General features: G+C 42.3%; 16 protein-coding genes. All 16 read right to left on the reverse strand.

The genetic code is table 11. The features are described 5' to 3' along the window. Positions 1–120: 120 nt before the first annotated feature. A complete protein-coding gene (gene trxA / locus CHI06_RS12305) occupies positions 121–435 on the reverse strand; it encodes a thioredoxin (protein ID WP_095248849.1) in 315 nt (104 codons plus the stop codon). A gap of 161 nt (positions 436–596) precedes the next feature. Beyond that, complete coding sequence (locus tag CHI06_RS12310) at positions 597–1,574, reverse strand: electron transfer flavoprotein subunit alpha/FixB family protein (protein WP_095248850.1); 978 nt, start codon at positions 1,572–1,574, stop codon at positions 597–599. 76 nt (positions 1,575–1,650) lie between these two features. Further along, positions 1,651–2,424 carry an electron transfer flavoprotein subunit beta/FixA family protein gene (locus CHI06_RS12315; protein ID WP_095248851.1) on the reverse strand — a complete coding sequence of 258 codons (774 nt, stop codon included), beginning with the start codon at positions 2,422–2,424 and terminating at the stop codon, positions 1,651–1,653. 104 nt (positions 2,425–2,528) lie between these two features. Continuing rightward, positions 2,529–3,299, reverse strand: a complete 771-nt coding sequence (locus CHI06_RS12320; RefSeq protein ID WP_095248852.1) for an enoyl-CoA hydratase — start codon at positions 3,297–3,299, stop codon at positions 2,529–2,531. A gap of 31 nt (positions 3,300–3,330) precedes the next feature. After that, positions 3,331–3,915 (reverse strand): TetR/AcrR family transcriptional regulator, encoded by a 585-nt coding sequence (locus CHI06_RS12325; protein WP_095248853.1) that lies wholly within the window; start codon positions 3,913–3,915, stop codon positions 3,331–3,333. 179 nt (positions 3,916–4,094) lie between these two features. After that, positions 4,095–5,798 carry a long-chain-fatty-acid--CoA ligase gene (locus tag CHI06_RS12330; RefSeq protein WP_095248854.1) on the reverse strand — a complete coding sequence of 568 codons (1,704 nt, stop codon included), beginning with the start codon at positions 5,796–5,798 and terminating at the stop codon, positions 4,095–4,097. Between the two features lie 170 nt (positions 5,799–5,968). Continuing rightward, positions 5,969–7,747, reverse strand: a complete 1,779-nt coding sequence (locus tag CHI06_RS12335; RefSeq protein ID WP_142300955.1) for an IucA/IucC family protein — start codon at positions 7,745–7,747, stop codon at positions 5,969–5,971. 13 nt (positions 7,748–7,760) lie between these two features. Further along, complete coding sequence (locus CHI06_RS12340; RefSeq protein ID WP_095248871.1) at positions 7,761–9,020, reverse strand: lysine N(6)-hydroxylase/L-ornithine N(5)-oxygenase family protein; 1,260 nt, start codon at positions 9,018–9,020, stop codon at positions 7,761–7,763. A 37-nt stretch (positions 9,021–9,057) separates the two neighbouring features. Next, positions 9,058–9,609, reverse strand: a complete 552-nt coding sequence (locus tag CHI06_RS12345; protein ID WP_095248855.1) for a GNAT family N-acetyltransferase — start codon at positions 9,607–9,609, stop codon at positions 9,058–9,060. Beyond that, positions 9,606–11,387, reverse strand: coding sequence for an IucA/IucC family protein (locus CHI06_RS12350; RefSeq protein ID WP_095248856.1), 1,782 nt, complete (start codon positions 11,385–11,387; stop codon positions 9,606–9,608). Before CHI06_RS12350 ends, CHI06_RS12345 begins: the two co-directional genes overlap by 4 nt. Further along, entirely contained in the window at positions 11,368–12,888 is a 1,521-nt protein-coding gene (locus tag CHI06_RS12355; RefSeq protein WP_095248857.1) for a pyridoxal phosphate-dependent decarboxylase family protein, read from the reverse strand. The genes CHI06_RS12350 and CHI06_RS12355 overlap by 20 nt, the downstream gene beginning before the upstream one ends. Positions 12,889–12,900: 12 nt before the next feature. Continuing rightward, on the reverse strand, positions 12,901–14,253 hold the full coding sequence (locus CHI06_RS12360; RefSeq protein ID WP_095248858.1) for an aspartate aminotransferase family protein: 1,353 nt from the start codon (positions 14,251–14,253) through the stop codon (positions 12,901–12,903). A 6-nt stretch (positions 14,254–14,259) separates the two neighbouring features. Further along, entirely contained in the window at positions 14,260–15,258 is a 999-nt protein-coding gene (locus CHI06_RS12365; protein WP_206021189.1) for an alpha/beta hydrolase, read from the reverse strand. Next, positions 15,236–15,823, reverse strand: a complete 588-nt coding sequence (locus CHI06_RS12370) for a GNAT family N-acetyltransferase (RefSeq protein ID WP_095248860.1) — start codon at positions 15,821–15,823, stop codon at positions 15,236–15,238. The genes CHI06_RS12365 and CHI06_RS12370 overlap by 23 nt, the downstream gene beginning before the upstream one ends. Positions 15,824–16,205: 382 nt before the next feature. Next, a complete protein-coding gene (locus CHI06_RS12375) occupies positions 16,206–16,613 on the reverse strand; it encodes a DUF350 domain-containing protein (protein ID WP_095248861.1) in 408 nt (135 codons plus the stop codon). A 20-nt stretch (positions 16,614–16,633) separates the two neighbouring features. Continuing rightward, positions 16,634–18,991 (reverse strand): endonuclease MutS2, encoded by a 2,358-nt coding sequence (locus CHI06_RS12380; RefSeq protein ID WP_095248862.1) that lies wholly within the window; start codon positions 18,989–18,991, stop codon positions 16,634–16,636. Positions 18,992–18,998: the final 7 nt, after the last annotated feature.

Genomic DNA, 18,998 nt, shown 5'->3' on the forward strand with positions numbered 1-18,998 from the left:
CTGCGAAGCTTATTCAAAGAAGCTTTCCTTAGTGGAGCGCAAACCAACAGACCAGATTAACACAGCCTCCCCCAAAAATAAAAAACCTTAGCTAGAAGTTCTAGCTAAGGTCATCTATGCTTATACGTGCTTTTCTAATACACCTGCTAAAGCATCTTTAGGCTGGAAGCCGACAACTTTGTCAACTACTTCGCCATTTTTGAAAACTAGAAGTGTAGGGATGCTCATAACGCCGTATTTAGCAGCAGTTTCTTGGTTATCGTCTACATCTAATTTTACGATTTTTACTTTGTCGCCCATTTCTGAGTCAATTTCCTCAAGAACGGGAGCGATCATTTTACAAGGTCCACACCATGGAGCCCAGAAATCTGCAAGTACAAGGCCAGAGCCTGTTTCAGCAGAGAAATTTGCATCTGTTACATTTGAAATAGCCATTTATTTTGCCTCCTAATGAATACTAAATACAACGAAAGTATAGCATTGTTTAAACCATCATGCTAATAATCTGTCTCGCAATAATTTCCCCTAAAATACAGTAAGTATTCTGGCTTATTATATGAGAAAAAGCGAGCAGGTTTCCACTGCTCGCTCTAATATTATGAGTGAACCTTTAACTTTTTAAACTCTTCTGTTAAAAGTGGTACAACTTCAAATAGGTCACCAACAATTCCGTAATCTGCTACTTTAAAGATATTTGCTTCTGGATCTTTGTTAATCGCCACAATTACCTTAGAGTTAGACATACCTGCTAAGTGCTGGATTGCTCCAGAAATACCGCAAGCAATGTATAGGTCAGGTGTTACAACTTTACCCGTTTGACCAATTTGTAAGGAGTAGTCACAGTAGTCAGCGTCACAAGCACCACGAGAAGCACCAACTGCACCGCCTAAAACATTCGCTAATTCTTTAAGTGGTTCAAAGCCTTCTGCACTCTTCACACCGCGTCCGCCTGAAATAACGACTTTTGCTTCACTTAAATCTACACCTTCAGTTGCTTTTCTAACCACTTCTTTAATAATGGCACGTAGGTCTTTAATTTCAACGGAAAGGGAAGCAACTTCACCCGTTCTGCTCTCATCCTTTTCAAGAGGTGCAATATTATTAGGTCTTACTGTTGCAAATAGTAACCCGTCTGTTACGATTTTCTTTTCAAATGCTTTACCAGAATAGATTGGTCTTGTAAAGACAACATTTCCACCTGCTACTTCAACAGAAGTTGCATCAGAAATTAACCCAGATGCCAGCTTCGCAGCAATTCTTGGTGAAAGGTCCTTTCCAAGGGAAGTATGTCCTAAAATTAAACCTTCTGGGATTTCCTTTTCAATGACAGCAAGCAAGCTTTGCGCAAAACCATCAGATGTATATTGCTTTAACTTTGCATCCTCTACAACAACCACGCGGTCAGCACCGTATTGAATTAACTCTGTTCCTAAAGCGCTAACATTTTCTCCGATTAAAACAGCTACCACTTCTCCGCCTTCTGCTACTGTCTTTGCTGCAGCAATTGCTTCGAATGATACATTTCGTAAAGAACTGTCACGCGTTTCCCCTAATACTAATACTTTTCTAGTCATTCCTTTACCCTCCTGCGAATCATTTTTGTCTTATCAGAATTCTACATTCTGAACGTTTACGTGTAAGTAAGTTCGATTAAACTACTTTTGCTTCTGTATGAAGAAGTTGAACAAGTTCTTTTACCTGATAATTTAATTCTCCAGATAAGACTTTTCCAGCTTCTTTTTTAGGCGGTAAGTAAATTTCAATGGTTTTAGTTTTTGCTTCAACATCGTCTTCTTCTAAATCAAGATCGTCTAATTCCAATTCATCCAACGGCTTTTTCTTTGCCTTCATAATACCTGGCAGTGATGGATAACGAGGCTCGTTCAAACCTTGTTGAGCAGTAACCAATAAAGGCAGGCTAGTTTCGATGACTTCAGAATCACCTTCAACGTCTCGTGTAACCGTTACAATTGTTCCATCGATTTCAAGCTTCGTAATCGTTGTAACATATGGAATGTTAAGCAATTCAGCAACACGCGGAGCTACCTGACCAGATCCGCCATCAATCGCTACATTTCCACCGATAATAAGGTCTGCTTCTTTATCTTTTAGATATTCAGCAATGATTTTTGATGTAGTAAATTGATCGCCATTTTCCACATCGTCTTCTGTATTAATTAATACCGCTTTGTCGGCACCCATAGCGAGTGCTGTGCGTAATTGCTTTTCAGATTCTTCTGTACCAACTGAAATAACCGTTACTTCACCGCCATTAGCGTCGCGGACTTGGATTGCTTCTTCCACTGCATATTCATCGTAAGGATTAATGATAAATTCGGCACCATCCTCATTGATCTTTCCGCCGGAGATCGTAATCTTTTCTTCTGTATCAAACGTTCTTTTCAAAAGTACATAAATGTTCATGATTTCCCTCCTATAATGCAAACATTTTTTCTGTTTCAAAGATTAAGAAAATTTATAGTAAAAAAATTTATTATGAACTTCTATCGTTCTTCGATAAAAGTCACTCACCCTTTAAAATGAGGCTCTCGCTTTTCAATAAATGCCTGAATTCCTTCTTTTGCATCACTCGAAACAAATATTTCTCCAAACAATTCTGCCTCTTTTTTAGAACCTTCGTAAAACTCTTGATTTTTTGCATAGTTTAATAATTGAATTGTCGCTTTTAATGAATCAAAACTTTTCTTGGCAATCTTACCTGCCAATTTAAGTGCTTGATCGAAAACTTCATTTTCCGGATAAGCATGGTTCGCTAAGCCAAATTGAACCGCTTCCAATCCTGTGATTGGCTCAGACGTAAACAGCATTTCTGCTGCACGCGCAACGCCAACATATTTAGGAAGTCGCTGTGTTCCAGCAAATCCAGGGATTAATCCAAGCTGCAGTTCTGGAAGGCCCAGCTTAGAATTTTCACCCACTAAACGGATATGACAAGCCATTGCCAGCTCTAAACCGCCGCCTAACGCCGCACCATGAATAGCGGCAATGATTGGTTTAGGGAATTTCTCCATTCGGTCAAACAAATCTTGCCCATATGTACCAAGATTCGCGAATCCTTCAGAAGAAGAAACGGTGGTAAATTCCTTAATATCAGCACCCGCTGAGAAGAAGCGCCCTTCCCCATGAATGACAATCACCTTAATTTCACGATTCGGTTCAATTTCGTCTAAAACAACCGACAGTTCCCTTAGAAGTCCTTGTGAGAGGGCATTTGCCGGTGGACGCACGATGGTAATTGTCGCAACTCCGTCTTGACTAGACCATTTTAAGTTTTCCAATAAGAATCCCTCCTCCTCGTACACTCGAAAATTAATGATTTCCACAGCCTTTAATCAATAGCTGATGGACCGGTTTAGCGAGTGCAACTAAATCATACTTTTCCTCATTCAAAACCCAGGTTGTAACGGTTTCATCCATCGTGCCGAAAATCATCTGCCTGGCAAGACGGACATCGAGGTCACTTGAAAACTCTCCCGTTTCTTTTCCTTCAATGATGATTTTATCTATCACTTGTAAATAGCCTTTTAGAACATTGTTTATTCTTAAACGCAATTCCTTATTTGACTGTCGTAATTCAAGCTGGGTTACGATTGCCATGTGATGGTCATCAGACAGGTTTTTGAAATGAGCTTCAATCATCATATATAACTTCGCCGCCGCCGTCTCTTTTCCTGCTATCATTTCATCTATTTTTTCAATAAAGCTTCCCATTTTTTCTTCAAAGAGTGAGATGAGAATGTCTTCTTTGTTTTTAAAATAAAGATAAATGGTGCCATCAGCGACACCAGCCTGCTTGGCAATTTTCGAAACCTGTGCCTGATGATAACCAACATCTGCTATAGCAATTACCGCTGCATCAATGATTTGCATGTATTTTGGCTTGTTTTTTTTCATTGTTTCTCCCTCCTCTTGAAGAAGTTTTTTTACAAAAAGAAAATATGAATGATTATTCATTCATATTTTTATAATAGATATTACTTGTATTTCTGTCAAGAAATATAAAGACATTTTTATATTACTTTACTATTTCCATATAGACAAGCACTATAATACAAAAAAAAGAAGTGCAGCTATTAGGCATGTTTTTTGTTTTCTTCCTCTATTTTTATCATTTCTTCTTCTACAAGTGTTCTTCTTAATATCTTTCCTACTGCTGTTTTCGGCAATTCTTCTCTAAATTCATATAATCTTGGTGCCTTATAGGCCGCTAAATATTTTCTAGCATATTGATTCAAATCATCTGAGGTAATCTCTGAACCTTCTTTTAACACAACATATGCTTTAACGGTTTCACCACGGTATGGGTCTGGTATTCCTGCAGCTACCGCTTCTAAAACATCTGGGTGCTCATACAATACTTCTTCGATTTCTCTTGGATATATATTAAACCCTCCTGCAATAATCATGTCCTTCTTTCTATCTACTACATAAAAATATCCTTTATCGTCCATATAGCCAAGGTCACCCGTGTATAACCAGCCATCCTGAATGGTTTCCTCCGTTGCTTCCGGACGATTCCAATAGCCTTTCATCACTTGCGGACCTTTAATGATAATTTCTCCAATTTCACACACTGGCATTAATTCACCAGTATCCATTGAGATAATTCTTACCTCTGTATTCGGCCATGGTACGCCAATACTGCCTTTTACCCGCTCACGATCCCATAAGAAATTGGAATGGGTAACCGGAGAGGATTCTGTTAATCCATAACCTTCAACGAGTTTCCCGCCTGTGACCGCTTCAAACTCCTCTTGAACTTCAATAGGGAGTGGCGCAGAGCCGCTGAGACATGAATCAATCGACGATAAATCGTATTTTTTCAAATCAGGATGATTTAATAGACCGATATAAATGGTTGGTGCTCCAGGAAACAGGGTAGGCCGTTGTTTTTGAATCGTTTTTAAAGTAGTTAGAGCATCAAACTTAGGTAATATAATCATCTTATACGCCTGCATGACCGATAATATCATGATAATGGTCATACCATAGACGTGGAAAAACGGTACAATGCCAAGGACTGATTCTTCACCCGGTTTTGATTTATATAGCCAGGCTGTACACATGGAAGCGTTAGCCACTAAATTTCGATGAGTCAGCATAACCCCTTTAGGAGAACCGGTTGTACCGCCTGTATATTGGAGCAGGGCAACATCCTCTTCAAAATCAAAATCATATTCTACAAATTTTTTAGGCTTTATTTTTACGATTTCTTTAAACAAGTGGGTGTTGCCTTCATGTTTAACATTTACGACAATTCCATATTGCTTTTTCTGGATAAAAGGATAAACTAAATTTTTGGGAAATGGCAGGTAGTCTTTGATAGCGGTTACAATTATATGCTGCAAATCTGTTTGCGGCATCACCTTAGAAGCGCGAGGATAGAGGATGTCAAGTGTGATGATCGCCTTAGCTCCAGAGTCCTTCATTTGGTATTCGAGTTCACGTTCGGTATATAACGGATTGGTTTGAACCACAATTCCCCCAGCCAATAAGATCCCAAAATAACTTATGACTGATTGTGGTGTATTAGCAAGCATAATCGCAACTCTGTCACCTTTTGCAATACCAATTTGCTGAAGATAACTGGCAAAAGACAATGCTTCGTGGTAAAGCTCTTTATACGTCATTTCCTTCCCCATAAAATGGATAGCAGTTTTTTCAGGAAAACTTTTAGCCGCATCTACTAAATACTGCTGAACAGGTTCTTTTCGAAATTCCAGTTCTGCAGGAATTTCTTCCGGGTAAGACGTGAGCCATGGTTTAGAATCATACATAGTAACCCTCCTTCTGTACTATTGTAAAATTTTCCCCTTCCCATTTATTATAATATAATCAGACTCTTTAAACAATTGGAATAATAATATATGTTTACTATTTCACGATACAAAAAATCACCGCTGAAAAAGGGTGGCAACATCTTTTGAATGCTGTCACCCTAACTTTTTTAAACCACCGCAGGCTTTCCAGTAGCCAGCGGGTTTTTTACTCTTCCAAATTCTGTAGCATGAGGACGGTCATCGCCATCGCCATATCCATATTCAATCATCCGGTTCCGGTTGAGGCAAAGTTTTTTAAAGGATGGTCTCAGCAGATCAAACAGCTCAAATCGTTCTTTCAGTTCAGGGAATTGCGCCTGATAAGAAAGAATCGTCTCCCTTAGCATGTTCCAGAAAACAGCTTCATTAAGCTCCCTGCTCCGATGAAGAATGTCTGCTAGATAGCGGAAGTGGCATACGAACAATCCGGTAAAGATAAATTGACAGAGTCCTTCTGGAGCCTCGCTTCTTAGCACATTTTTCAACTCTGCTGAGATGTTTTCCAGCTCGGACAGCGGCTGATCACTGATGTTCACATCATCCACAAAATCTTTAACGGCGAGACGTTGCGGTTTACTGTCCTTTAAAATGACAACGGTATTCTGACCGTGCGGCGAAAAAACAGTTCCATATTGATATAAGTAGTGTAGAAGAGGCGGAAGCACCACATCAAAAAGCTGTTTTGTCCACTCTTTTGCGTTGATGCCAGCCTTTTTGGCAAGTTCAAGCGCATAGGATTCTCCGTCCTCCCCAACATATAAAAGCGCAGCCAGGGTTATCGCCTGCTCTCCTTCCTCCAGGAACGAATAAATACTTTCTCTCCAGATGACACCGAGCATCTCAAGGAATTGATATGGAGCCCCTTGCAGGTTTGTGTAATCTGGATGAGCGTAGTTCATGCTTGCTATTTCTCCAGGGAGCACAACTCTGCAGGTTTCACGCAAGAATGAGTCACGATCCCGGATTCCCTGAATATGCTGCGTGATTTCCGGTGCAAGCACCACCCGCTCAGACGGCAGGCCGCGATAAACGAGTGTATTCAGAATGCTCATGGGAAGCTTTACATGATGTTTCATCTTATCTTTCATGTTCACGAACGTTCTGATGGATTGCTGTGGCAGGTACACATCCTCTCCTTTTCCAAGATAAACGATGCGCTTTTCAAACAGCTCTTCTGAAAAAAGCGGTACCAGGACATGATTCCACTGCCATTCATGAACAGGCATGAAGAAATAGTCCTCAGGCTGAATCCCTTCCTCATGCAGAACCTTCTGAAACGTTACCCAAAGGGAATCACCCAGCTCGCTTTTCAGTAAATCTTCATAATCTACTTCTTCAATTGAATGAAAGCTCCCCTTCTCTTTTGAAACAGCTATCCAGTCTAGCTTTACCTCCTTCTTCTGTTCCGGCGCATACTGTAGGTAATCCGAATAGGAAAATCCGATTCTTCCTTTGTTATATGTAATCCATGGATGACCGGTCATTTCCCCTTCAAGCTCAGCATAATCGATTTCAAGGAGGGACTCAGTTCGCTGATTTTCCTTGCTGGCCATGATATGGGCATCTGCAAGCAGCGTCCGTTTATATTCTTCAATCAGATAAGCGGCAGTAAATGGTTTGATCCCGATTTCCTTTTGCAGCTCAAGCAGAAAAGCAACTGCGCTTTTAGCATTCGCCCATTCACCACCTGTTTTTATCTGAATGGAGTCAGGGTCTATCCAGTAGCTGTCCATAAGCCGTTCTTCCGCCTGGAATCTGTACATCGTCCCGCCGTTTAATGAAAGGTGATAAAGACCATCTGTTTTCTCTGCTGAAATCATGTCTTCATATAAAAACTCTGCAATCATTTTGGCAAGCAGTCGTTTGTTTGCTATTTCCCAGTGCCTTTTTTTCACGTTCGTTTCCATTTCATTCACTCTCCTATACGGTTTGTTTCTTCCGGGCAAGATGCTGAATCCCAAAGTGCTGAAAGACATTTTTTTCCGGTATCTCAAAAATCGTTTTACCGGCAATCGAATTTATGATTACGGCATTCCGATAAGCGCCTAGCCCCAGATCAGGCGCTCCAACCCCATGGGTATGAAGCTCGCCGTTTTGAATAAACACCTTGTGCTCAGCTCTTGTCTCATGCATTTCGGCCTGATAGTTTCTCGAAATAACTGGGCGTCCTGCTTCGTCCCATTTCATCGAATGAGCCAGGCAGCTGAATGCTTTGGGCCAGAGGGTTTTGTATCCTGTTGCAGCGATAACGGTATCTGTTTCAACCTTAAACGATTCACCCTCCTCCCAGTGATAACAGTCGAGCTCCAGACCGCCGCCATATTCAGAGATATCTTTAACCGCCGTTTTGGCAAGGAGCTGTACGTCCGGCTTTTGTCCGGCGATCGTTCTTTCATATAAAAGATCGTAAATGTCTGCAATCGTATCTGCGCTTATTCCCTTATAAAGAGGATCCTGCTTTGGCACAACTTCATCCTTCAGGCTTTGAGGCAAGCGGTAAAAATAATCCGTGTAATCAGGTGAAAAATGTTCAAGTCCGAGCTTGGAATATTCCATAGGAAAAAAACCGTCTGTTCGTGTCAGCCAATTCAACTTATATCCCGCGGTTACCTGCTCTTTTAAAAGCTCAAGGAAAACCTCTGCTGCACTTTGCCCTGAGCCGATTACTGTAACTGTCTCTCCCAGTGCTTCATTCCTTCTTTGCAAAAACTCAGAAGAATGATAGAGATTCTGGCTACCTGCCGCCGTCCATTCCGGCATATTCGGGGCACTTCCCATTCCCAGAACCACATGCTTCGCGTAATAAGTCTCCACATGTCCTGTCAAAACATCCTCTACACTCACTTCATAGCCAACCGCATGCTCAGCTGCATCAATGACTCTTTTGCTGAACCGGCATGATGACAGCTGCTTTGAGACCCATTGAAGGTAATGGTTATATTCTCTGCGGGGTATATGGAACGATTCGAGAAAATAGAAGTGGTACAGCCGTTCCTGGTGATGCAAATAATTCAAAAAGCTGTATTTGCTCGCCGGATTCACCATTGTAACGGCATCAGCCATAAAAGGAACCTGAAGAGTCGTTCCTTCGATTAATAATCCTTCATGCCAGGCAAACTCCGGTTTTTGATCAAAAAACAAAGCGTCCATTTCGCCTGTTTCATCTATAAGGGCAGCCATACCCAGATTAAACGGACCAAGCCCGACACCAATCACGTCATAAATCACTTGTAAGCCTCCTTTCAAAATCTTCTCTTGTGCAGATCAAAAACAGTGCTTGTTTATCAGGAAGGTTAAGCTCTTTTTGCGGGACAAACCCGCACTTCTTAAACACGTGAATCATTTTAGCGTTGCGGCTGTCAGGTTCTGCAACAATCCTCGCTGTCCTGCTGTCAGAAAACATCTGATTCATGATGTTCTGAAGCATAGGCTCTGCCAAGCCTTTTCCTAAATAAGAGGGGTCTCCAATGAGCAGATGAACTCCCTGATCAAATGGTTCTGCATCATAATAGCGGCCGATGATATCGTCTTTTGCCCAATATGTTTCCCAGTAGCTCATCTCTTGCTCGTTCATCATGCCGATCCATAAGGTTTGATGCCTGTCGGAAAGTAAACCCTTTAAGTGCTTTGCATACTGGCTGAACGGAAAGTTCTGGTGCCAAAAAGGAATGACGTGCGGCTCATGGTGCCACTGATGAAGCAAGACCGCATCCTTGTCAAAATCAACCTTGCGGAACGTAATCACTGCATTTGTTTCTTGTTGAATCATAATGAAGGGACGGCCTCCTCTTTTAACAGCGGATTTGGAACATCCACATACACAGACTGAGTTTCAAGGGGACCTACAAGCTCATCTAAGTCGTGGAATCGTGTCATGAGATTGGCCTTGCAAGGCAGTTTCTCGCGTTCCAGGAAGCTTTTTATAAGCTGAGAAGGATGTCCAACTGGAACAGTATAGGCTTCCAATTCTTCCTGGATGATCTTTAGAAGCATGCGTTCGTCTGCCAGTCCAGCCGTTCCGAACGCATTCACAATACCGAATAAATGATTGAAAAAGAAATAGTAGCGCAGTCGCTCATCTGCTACTGCATCTGAACAGAAGGTTTCGCTTTTCTGTCCAACTTCAGGAAGAAATGACTCAAGTAAGCTCTTCTTTGATTCACAGAAGTAAAACCCTTGATTATCACGGTAAAAAAATCGCTCAGGATATCCGTCATTCAACTGAACAATGCTGTTTTGCTGATGAGCCTCAAGTGCGATCCCCTTCTCATAATAAAGCCAGAGAATCGGTTTTAGGGAGATCTCCAAGTAACGCTTTAGCCAGTCCGTACTGATTTCGCTAGTGGTGCGGTTTTCTTTTACTGCTATGCCGCGGATTATGCTTGAAAGTCTTGATGTTCCTCTTTTCAGTCCATCTTGGCATAAAGAGACAATGGCAGTTGTTTGATCGACATTTTCCTGATAAAACGGGTTATCGCGAAGGATGACTTCAAACCCGGATTCTTTCCTGTCCTCCAGCTTCAAGGTGAGAAATGCAGGATCGTGAACAAACCTGAACTGCGGAAACTCATCTGAAATTTCCTTCCCGAGGCCGGCTTTCATCAGTTCTTTTACCTCTGCACCTCGTTCTAGTTCCTTCATTAAATTTGCCCGCACTGAGTTCGTAATTTTTATGTTCAATGAAAACTTCAGCATAAATGGCACATTAGGATGAAATACTGTTCTCAGTGAGGAGGTGGCAAAGTAAGAACGCCCATGCTGTCCAAGGTCCTCAATAACACCCGCTTCTGCAAGACTCTTAATCTCCTGATCTTGAAGGACATATTTTGCTTGCCACGGATGCAGCGGAAGCAGCGCGTGCCCGTCCTCTTTTGCATACTTGTTTTTGAACTCATTTGTTATTTCCGGATCATCAAGGACCATTTGCTTGATTTGCTGAATGGCTGAATGCGGAAGCAGGGATTTAGAATAAACAAGGTCAGCAGGAGCTCTGAAATAATGCAGTGGAAAGGATCCTTTTAATTCTGGTGAAAAGGATCTGATTTCCTCTTCATTCATCCCTTCCCTGCTTTTTGGCGCAGGATGAAGGAGGTGTCCAAATAAAAGTGACTGCTCTGCTGCAAGGAAATCAAAGTCTGTGCCATACAGCTCGTCTTCTTCACCAGATCGGTTTTCAATAAATGCTGTCATCAGCCTGCAGCTCTGGGAAATGCGGTTAAGCAGCTCATTCTTTTTTTCATCCGGTTGACCAGCATTCAAGTCTATTAACGTCACATCAATGCAGTCCATGAAATCCAGTTTTTCAGAACCCATATACACTGCTGGTCCAACTAAGTGGCGTCCAGTTTCTGAATAATAAGCTAAAGGTATATATAAAGCAGATTTATTTTTAAGCGAAAGCTGCATCCATTTGCCAGAATGGGCATGTTTAAGCTCTAGTGGAATATCCTCTGTTAAAGAGCCTTTTCCTGTCTCACGGATATAACAATTTAAATAGCTTTGCAGCGTAGCATGCTCTGCACGTTTTCTAGCCTCTTCCCTGTTCATTCTGAAGCCTCCTCCATTCATTTTGTCCGATTTCTTTTATTCTCTGGATCAGTTTTGACAGATCCTCTGCTTCTGCGAGAGGATTTAATAGAGTAAATTTCAGGCAAGCAAGTCCTTTTACCTTTGTACGGGCAATGACCGCTTCTCCATTTGCAAGCAACCTGTCCCGAATCCGGTAGTTTAGAAGATTGACGGCATCCTCTGTAAGCATGCCGTCCCCTGTATACCTGAAAACAACCGTGCTCAGCTCAGGTTTATGCATAACCGTAAATGAACTGTCATGTTCAAGCATTTTATAGGCATCCTTTGCGAGGGAAAGGGTGCGACGGATGATTTCTGACCAGTCGCTCCTGCTTATCAGCTGAAAGGATAGGAAGGGTTTTAACGCATCAAATCTTCTTGTTGTCTGCAGGGATTTTCCTACAAGATTCGGCACCTCTTCTTCGTCATCTTCCTCTGGGTTGAGGTAATCTGCGTGCCGCTTCATATAGGAAAACGAGCTGCGGTCATTTACCAGAAACGCCCCGCAGCTGATTGGCTGGTAAAACATTTTGTGAAAATCAACGGTGATGGAGTCCGCCTCATCAATGCCTTTCAGTTTGTGTTTGTGCTGATCTGACATCATGAGACCTCCCCCATACGCTGCATCCACATGGAACCAAAGATCGTATTGCTTAGCGGCCTGACTCATTTTTTCTAGGGGATCGATAGCTCCAAAATCGGTTGTGCCTGCTGTGGCGATTAGAGCAAAAGGAATCTTCCCTTCTTTTTTAAGCTGCTTCAGCTTTTCTTCTAAATCGTTCATGCACATCCTGTGGGCTGCATCTGTTTTTACAGGAATGACGGCTTCTTCTCCAAGTCCTAAAACAGAGGCTGCCTGCTGTACGGAAAAATGGGCTGCATCCGAGCAGAGAATTTTAAGAAGGTGGTGTTCTACAGGGAGACCCTGCTTCTTAATATCCCAGTTCCATAGCTTTAAAGCTGCACGCTCTCTTGCAAGAAGAAGGCCCATTAAATTGGATTGTGTTCCTCCACTCGTCATGACCCCGTCGCCTTTATGAAGACCGAAAAGGGTGCAAAGCCCATCCATGACCATCTGCTCCACCATGGTTGCAGCGCCACTTTGGTCCCAGGAGTCCATAGAAAGATTCAATCCTGAAATCAGCACTTCAGCTGCTAAACCAGGAAGCATCGGCGGACAGTGTAGATGTGCTGCACATAACGGATGATGGACAGAGACGGCATGGTCAGCAACCGCAGATGATAGCTTGTGAAAAACCTCCCTAGGACTGCCGGCAGCTTCAGGGAGGAACTCAGGAAATTGAGCTTCAAGTACCTCCTTAACAAGCTGAGGAGAAGCACCGCTGAATGGAGCATTTCCAAGAACAGCTGATTTCAGCGTTTCCATCGCCTGGTTCATTACATGTTGATAGCTTTCCATGCTGCCTTGTGAATTTGTGAGAAAAAAAGCATCGATTTTAGTTTTTACACTTGCTGTCATTTTCTTCACTTCCTATACAAAACTTGGCATAAGCGCCTTTTCCGCTGCCATAGCCGCTTCGAAGAACAGATCGCACACCGTTTCAAGCTGCTCTTTTGTGATAATCAGCGGAGGCAGGAATCTGACGGTACTTCCGTGGCGGCCGCCAAGCTCCAGGATCAGCCCTCGTTTAAAGCATTCCTGCTGTATTTTCTTGGCCAGCTGCGGGTTTGCAGGGTGACTTCCGAGTTCATCTGCAGGAGCGGTTTTGTTGACGATTTCGGCTCCAACCATAAGACCTAAACCTCGGACGTCACCAATGGATTGGACATCTTGTTTCATTTCCTTTAAGCGCAGCATGAGGAAGTCTCCAAGCAGAGCTGCCTGCTCGTCAAGTTTTTCCCGCTTAATAAACTTGATTGTTGCCGTACCTGCTGCAATGGCCAACTGATTGCCGCGGAAGGTTCCTGAATGTGCTCCAGGCTCCCACTGGTCTAAATCTTTGTGATAAACAACGACTGCAAGAGGAAGAGTACCGCCAATTGCTTTTGATAAAACAACCGCATCAGGAGTAATGCCGGCATGTTCAAATGCAAACATTTTTCCCGTACGCCCGAATCCTGTCTGCACTTCATCTACAATAAGTGGAATCTGCTGTTCAGTAGTAATCCTGCGGATTTGCTTCACCCATTCATTAGGTGCAGGTATGGCACCTCCTTCACCCTGGACAACTTCCATGACCATTCCTGCAGGCTTAACAATCCCTGATTCCGGATCATTCAAGGTCCGTTCAATAAATGTCGATCCGACTGCTGCTCCTTCTTCTCCCCCAATGCCAAACGGACAGCGGTATGCATATGGAAAAGGAAGAAAGTGAACATCAGACATCAGATTCGGAATTTTCGTCTTCGGACCAAGATTCCCCATGAGGCTGAGGGATCCATTAGTCATTCCGTGGTATCCGCCTTGAAACGAAAGCATTCCTCCCCTACCAGTTGCCGTTTTCACAAGCTTCATTGCTGCTTCAATCGCATCTGAACCAGATGGGCCGCAAAATTGAATCTTCGCATTTTCTGCAAATGAGGCCGGCAGTGCATCAAACAATTCTTCCACAAACTCCTCTTTCATTGGAGTCGTAAGATCAAGTGTGTGAAGCGGGCGTTTCCCTTTGATTACATTTTCTATTGCTTCAATCACAACAGGATGGTTATGGCCAAGTGCAAGTGTGCCTGCTCCTGCCAGACAGTCTATGTACGTTTTGTTCTCCACGTCTTTTACATAAATCCCTTCTGCCTCACTGATGGCAATCGGGATTCTGCGCGGATAAGATCTTGCATTCGATTCCCTTTTGTTTTGACTATTTAGGTAGAATTCATTTGTCAGCATATATAATCACCTTTCTATTCGAGAATAATTCTCATTCTCAATTAAAAATAAAAAACGGTCTCTTAGCATCGTTTTTAAAGTTCCGGCCAGTTCGATCATGGCTGAATCTGCACTTTTTACCTGGCCGATCATATTTGGAAAACTGTGAACGAGCTGACTGTAATGCAGATGCTTCACATGAATCCCTTCGTTTTTTAGTTTTTCCGCATATTGGAATCCTTCATCTCTTAACGGATCATATTCTGCCGTTACCAAAAGCAATGGCGGCACATCTTTATGACTTTTTGCATTCAGAGGAGAAGCAAATGGATGGCTTCCCTGTCTCGCATCGGTTACGTAATGGTTCCAAAACCACTCCATTTTTTCTTTTGTCAGATTAAATGCATACCCAGATTGATAAGAATCCGTTTCAAATTGATGACGAAGTACAGGCGTAATTAGGACTTGAAGTTGAAAAGGACAGCTTCCGAGTTCCTTCATCCAGAGGACTGCCGCAGCTGCAAGATTCGCTCCAGACGATTCGCCTCCAATCGCCATCTGTGCAGGATTTCCGTTCCAGTGCCGGACATTTTGCAGCGCCCATTGTGCCACAACCATGACATCCTGCAGGGCAGCCGGAAACGGATGTTCAGGAGCAAGCCTGTAACCTGCTGAAATCACAAGACACTCCGCATTCTTTGCAAAATACGTGCATAATGAGTCCGCACTGTCTAAATCTCCAAAGACCCATCCCCCTCCATGCATGAAAAGAAAAACCGGCAGTTCTTCGGCTCCTGCCGGCTGATAAATCCTGACAGGGATATTCCCTTCACCAACGTAGACATTATGGGTTTGAATGCCGTCTGACTCAAACGGGTTGAAAAATGTTCTTGCTTCTTTATAAAAAAATCGCGACTGTTCAGGCGTCAGTTCCTCCAATGGCGGATGCTTAAGTTCCATCATTTTTTCCCTGATACGTCCAAGCAAGTCTGATAGATCCTGATCAATTGGATGGTTCCTTTTCACATGGCGCTCCTGCTTTCCAAAAAGTGTCCTCTTCCAGTTTAGGCTCTTTCCTAAATTCAACATCTTTCGTCATTAAATAGCGGTAAAAACGATTTCTGTCACCTATTATTAAAGCTGCTTTCTTATGGGGCATCGTGATAGTGCCAAATCTTTCTCCGCCGATTCTCTTTAAAATCGGAATGACAATTCGGTTTCTTACATCAGGCTCACCTATGATGCGTCCACACTCATATTTTTTCATAAGAAAGGCCGTCATGGCTCTTATGAGCATAAGCCCATCGTCTTTATTTAAGAATTCTCTTGGCCCGATTAGCAAATGCATGCCAAGATCACCGCTCTTTGCTTCGTAATAGTCTTTTATGGGATCTTGAAAAATGCTGTACGCCATCAGGTAAGCTACAGGGAGATCATCTACATAAACGAGAAAAACCCGTTTATTTTTTGCGTGAAGCGTTCGGTCCAAATAGCAGGCAAACCGGTCTCTACTCACGTTCAGCTTCCAAAAAGGGGCAACGTGCGGAAGCTGCATCCAAGTATGCAGGATATCTATATCTTTTCCAGTCACATGTCTGAATGATATGAATCTATGATATTCCCTGTCTTGCAAAATTGCTTCAAAATCTTCATCTCTCTTTATATTGATCAGCTCCTGACTGTCAGAACATTGATTACATGAAAATATTAATTGAAAATGATTATCATTGTCAATGAAAATTCAGAAAATTAGTTCTTCCTGCCCAATCACGGTTTTTGGGGACGATCTTTGGTAGAACATTATAACTATTTTTACCCATAAAAAAAGAAAACAGCAATTACGCTGTTTCCTTTCTAAAGTGATACGATGATTTTCTTGTTAAAAAAACAACATGTACCCCAAACCAATCAGTAAGAATAAGGCGCATAAACCAAAAAGTACTTTGGCTAATGTCTCCACTTTTTTTCTCCCCTTACGATATTCCCGCACCTATTACATATGATAATCCGACTGACAAAATCATAGCAATAAAACCAACCGCGCGATTATCATTTTTAATTTCTTCGTCAATATTAAATTTAGGTGTTAAGAATTCAAAGATAAAATATCCAACCAGTAATAGCACAAAGCCAAATACTCCCCAGCTAATCATCGTTACCAAAGAATCATTTTGTTCAATGGAATAGCGGAAAATGTTGGCAATCCCAAATATTTTCCCTCCGGTCGCCATAGCTACAGCGATATTGCCCTTTTGGATTTCTTCCCAATTTTTATATTTCGTTACTAATTCAAAAATGGCTAAAAAGACAACCACACATAGTATGACTACACTATAATTGGCAGCACTTTGAATATACACGTTATTCCAAAACTGGTTCATTCCCTATTCTCCCCGGATATTTATTTAAATTCGACTATGGTAACACCAGAACCGCCTTCACCTGCTTCTCCAAAGCGAATTTTCTTTACAGAACGGTGACTTCGTAAATACTCCTGGACTCCCTGTCTTAATGCGCCCGTGCCTTTCCCGTGAATAATCGATACACGAGGATAGTTTGATAATAACGCATCATCTATATATTTTTCCACTCTTAAGAGTGCTGCTTCATATCTTTCTCCGCGCAAATCTAATTCCAGCTTTACATCCGCGTCTCTGCCTTGAACAATTGCCATCGGTCTTGTTTCTACTGGCTTTGGTGTGCTGATATACTCTAAATCCTTTTCTTTTACCTTCATTTTTAGGATTCCGATTTGCACCTGCCATTCGTTGTCTGACACTTTTTCTAGAAGTGTACCCTTTTGTCCAAATGTCAGGACTTTCACTTCATCACCAGGTGTGAAGGTATGCTTCTTACTTTTCTTATTGATTAGTTTAGAGGATTTAGTTATTTCTGGTGCTGCGGCTTCAAGACGTCGCTTTGCATCAATTAATTCGTGTTCCTTGATATCCGCATGCTTCTCAATCCTCATTTTACGAAGGTCACGAATAACCTTTTCTGCCTCACTCTTTGCCTCTTCAAGAATTTCACCAGCTTGTTCAGCCGCTTTTTCAAGCATAGAGTCTTTGTTCTCATAAAATTCAATCATCTGCTTTTGCATATCCTGATGGAGCTTTTCGGCCTGTCTTAAATAATCACGTGCTTCTTCCTGTTCGGTTTCTGCTTGACGCTTACTGCTTTCTAACGAGGCAATCATCTTATCAATTTGATTGGTATCTTCACTGACATGAGATCTTGCCGCCTGAATCACTGAATCGCTTAAGCCTAATCGTTTAGAAATTTCAAACGCATTGCTTCGTCCTGGTACACCTAGCAGCAGCTTGTAAGTAGGGCTCAAGGTTTCAACGTCAAATTCCACACTGGCATTGAGAACACCTTCGCGGTTATAGCCATAGGCCTTTAATTCTGGATAATGCGTGGTTGCAATGACTCTTGCTCCTCGATGGTGCACCTCATCTAAGATGGAAATCGCAAGCGCAGCACCTTCCTGCGGGTCTGTGCCAGCACCAAGCTCGTCGAAAAGGACTAGGGTATTAAAATCAACCTTCTCCAAAATATCCACGATATTTACCATGTGGGAAGAAAACGTACTTAAGCTTTGTTCAATCGACTGTTCATCACCAATGTCAGCATAAATGGCATCAAATACAGCAAGCTCTGAGCCGTCAAAGGCAGGAACCTGCAAGCCAGCCTGGGCCATTAACGAACATAATCCCAGCGTTTTTAAGGTAACGGTTTTACCGCCTGTATTTGGTCCGGTAATTACAATCGTTGTATAATCCTTTCCAAGCAAAATATCATTGGCGACCACCTCATCCATCGGAATTAACGGGTGTCTGGCTTTATATAGGGAGATTCGTCCTTCATTATTCATGAGCGGCATACTTGCTTTCATCTTACGGCCATATCTTGCCTTTGCAAAAATAAAATCAAGATTGCCCAGGATTTCTACAATTACTTGCAGCTCTGACTCAAATTCAGCAGTCTTCGCAGAAAGCTCCGATAATATTCTTTCAATTTCAAGCTGTTCTTTTACTCTTATATCTTGTAATTGATTGTTTAGCTGGACGATGACTTGTGGTTCAATAAATAGAGTCTGACCCGATGAGCTCTGGTCATGGATAATTCCTCCATAGTGACCGCGATACTCTTGTTTAACAGGAATAACGAAGCGGTCATTACGGATCGTGACGATAGAGTCCGACAACATCTTTGCAGCATTTGAGGAGCGAATCATGCTTTCTAGTTTTTCACGTACACGCGCTTCATTCGAGCGCAGCTGGTGCCTTAACGTGCGCAGCAGTTCACTCGCGCTATCAAGAACTTCGCCACTCTCATCAATTGCATATCTAATCGATTCCTCTAAATTTACTAAAGGAATAATCCGGTCGACCTGCTCCAATAAAATGGGAATTTCGGTTCTTTCTTCGGCAATATCTTCTATAAATCGCTTCATTTGCCGGCTTGCACGGATGGTGTTAGCCACCTGTATCAGCTCATGTGAACTGAGGACTCCACCAATAACAGAGCGCTTAATATGTGCACGAATATCATGAATGCCTGATAACGGGATGTTTCCTTTTATTCGTAAAACGGTCGTGGCCTCATCTGTTTCTGCTTGAAGCTTTACTACTTCTTCAAAATCAGTAGATGGGACCAATCTTTTTAACTTATCTATTCCAAGTGATGACGCTGCATGCTCGATGAGCTGGTCTCTCACTTTGGTAAATTCCAATACCTTTAACGTTCTTTCTTGCATGGAGATG

Origin of the sequence: Bacillus sp. 7884-1, from assembly GCF_002272245.1 — a bacterium.
In the GTDB taxonomy this organism is placed as follows: Bacteria; Bacillota; Bacilli; order Bacillales; family Cytobacillaceae; genus Neobacillus.

Bases quoted from the DNA above. Each gene is read 5' to 3' on its own strand.
- trxA (WP_095248849.1), bottom strand. From the start codon at position 435: ATGGCTATTTCAAATGTAACAGATGCAAATTTCTCTGCTGAAACAGGC.
- CHI06_RS12310 (WP_095248850.1), bottom strand. From the start codon at position 1,574: ATGACTAGAAAAGTATTAGTATTAGGGGAAACGCGTGACAGTTCTTTA.
- CHI06_RS12315 (WP_095248851.1), bottom strand. From the start codon at position 2,424: ATGAACATTTATGTACTTTTGAAAAGAACGTTTGATACAGAAGAAAAG.
- CHI06_RS12325 (WP_095248853.1), bottom strand. From the start codon at position 3,915: ATGAAAAAAAACAAGCCAAAATACATGCAAATCATTGATGCAGCGGTA.
- CHI06_RS12330 (WP_095248854.1), bottom strand. From the start codon at position 5,798: ATGTATGATTCTAAACCATGGCTCACGTCTTACCCGGAAGAAATTCCT.
- CHI06_RS12335 (WP_142300955.1), bottom strand. From the start codon at position 7,747: ATGGAAACGAACGTGAAAAAAAGGCACTGGGAAATAGCAAACAAACGA.
- CHI06_RS12340 (WP_095248871.1), bottom strand. From the start codon at position 9,020: ATGGCTGCCCTTATAGATGAAACAGGCGAAATGGACGCTTTGTTTTTT.
- CHI06_RS12345 (WP_095248855.1), bottom strand. From the start codon at position 9,609: ATGATTCAACAAGAAACAAATGCAGTGATTACGTTCCGCAAGGTTGAT.
- CHI06_RS12350 (WP_095248856.1), bottom strand. From the start codon at position 11,387: ATGAACAGGGAAGAGGCTAGAAAACGTGCAGAGCATGCTACGCTGCAA.
- CHI06_RS12355 (WP_095248857.1), bottom strand. From the start codon at position 12,888: ATGACAGCAAGTGTAAAAACTAAAATCGATGCTTTTTTTCTCACAAAT.
- CHI06_RS12360 (WP_095248858.1), bottom strand. From the start codon at position 14,253: ATGCTGACAAATGAATTCTACCTAAATAGTCAAAACAAAAGGGAATCG.
- CHI06_RS12375 (WP_095248861.1), bottom strand. From the start codon at position 16,613: ATGAACCAGTTTTGGAATAACGTGTATATTCAAAGTGCTGCCAATTAT.
- CHI06_RS12380 (WP_095248862.1), bottom strand. From the start codon at position 18,991: ATGCAAGAAAGAACGTTAAAGGTATTGGAATTTACCAAAGTGAGAGAC.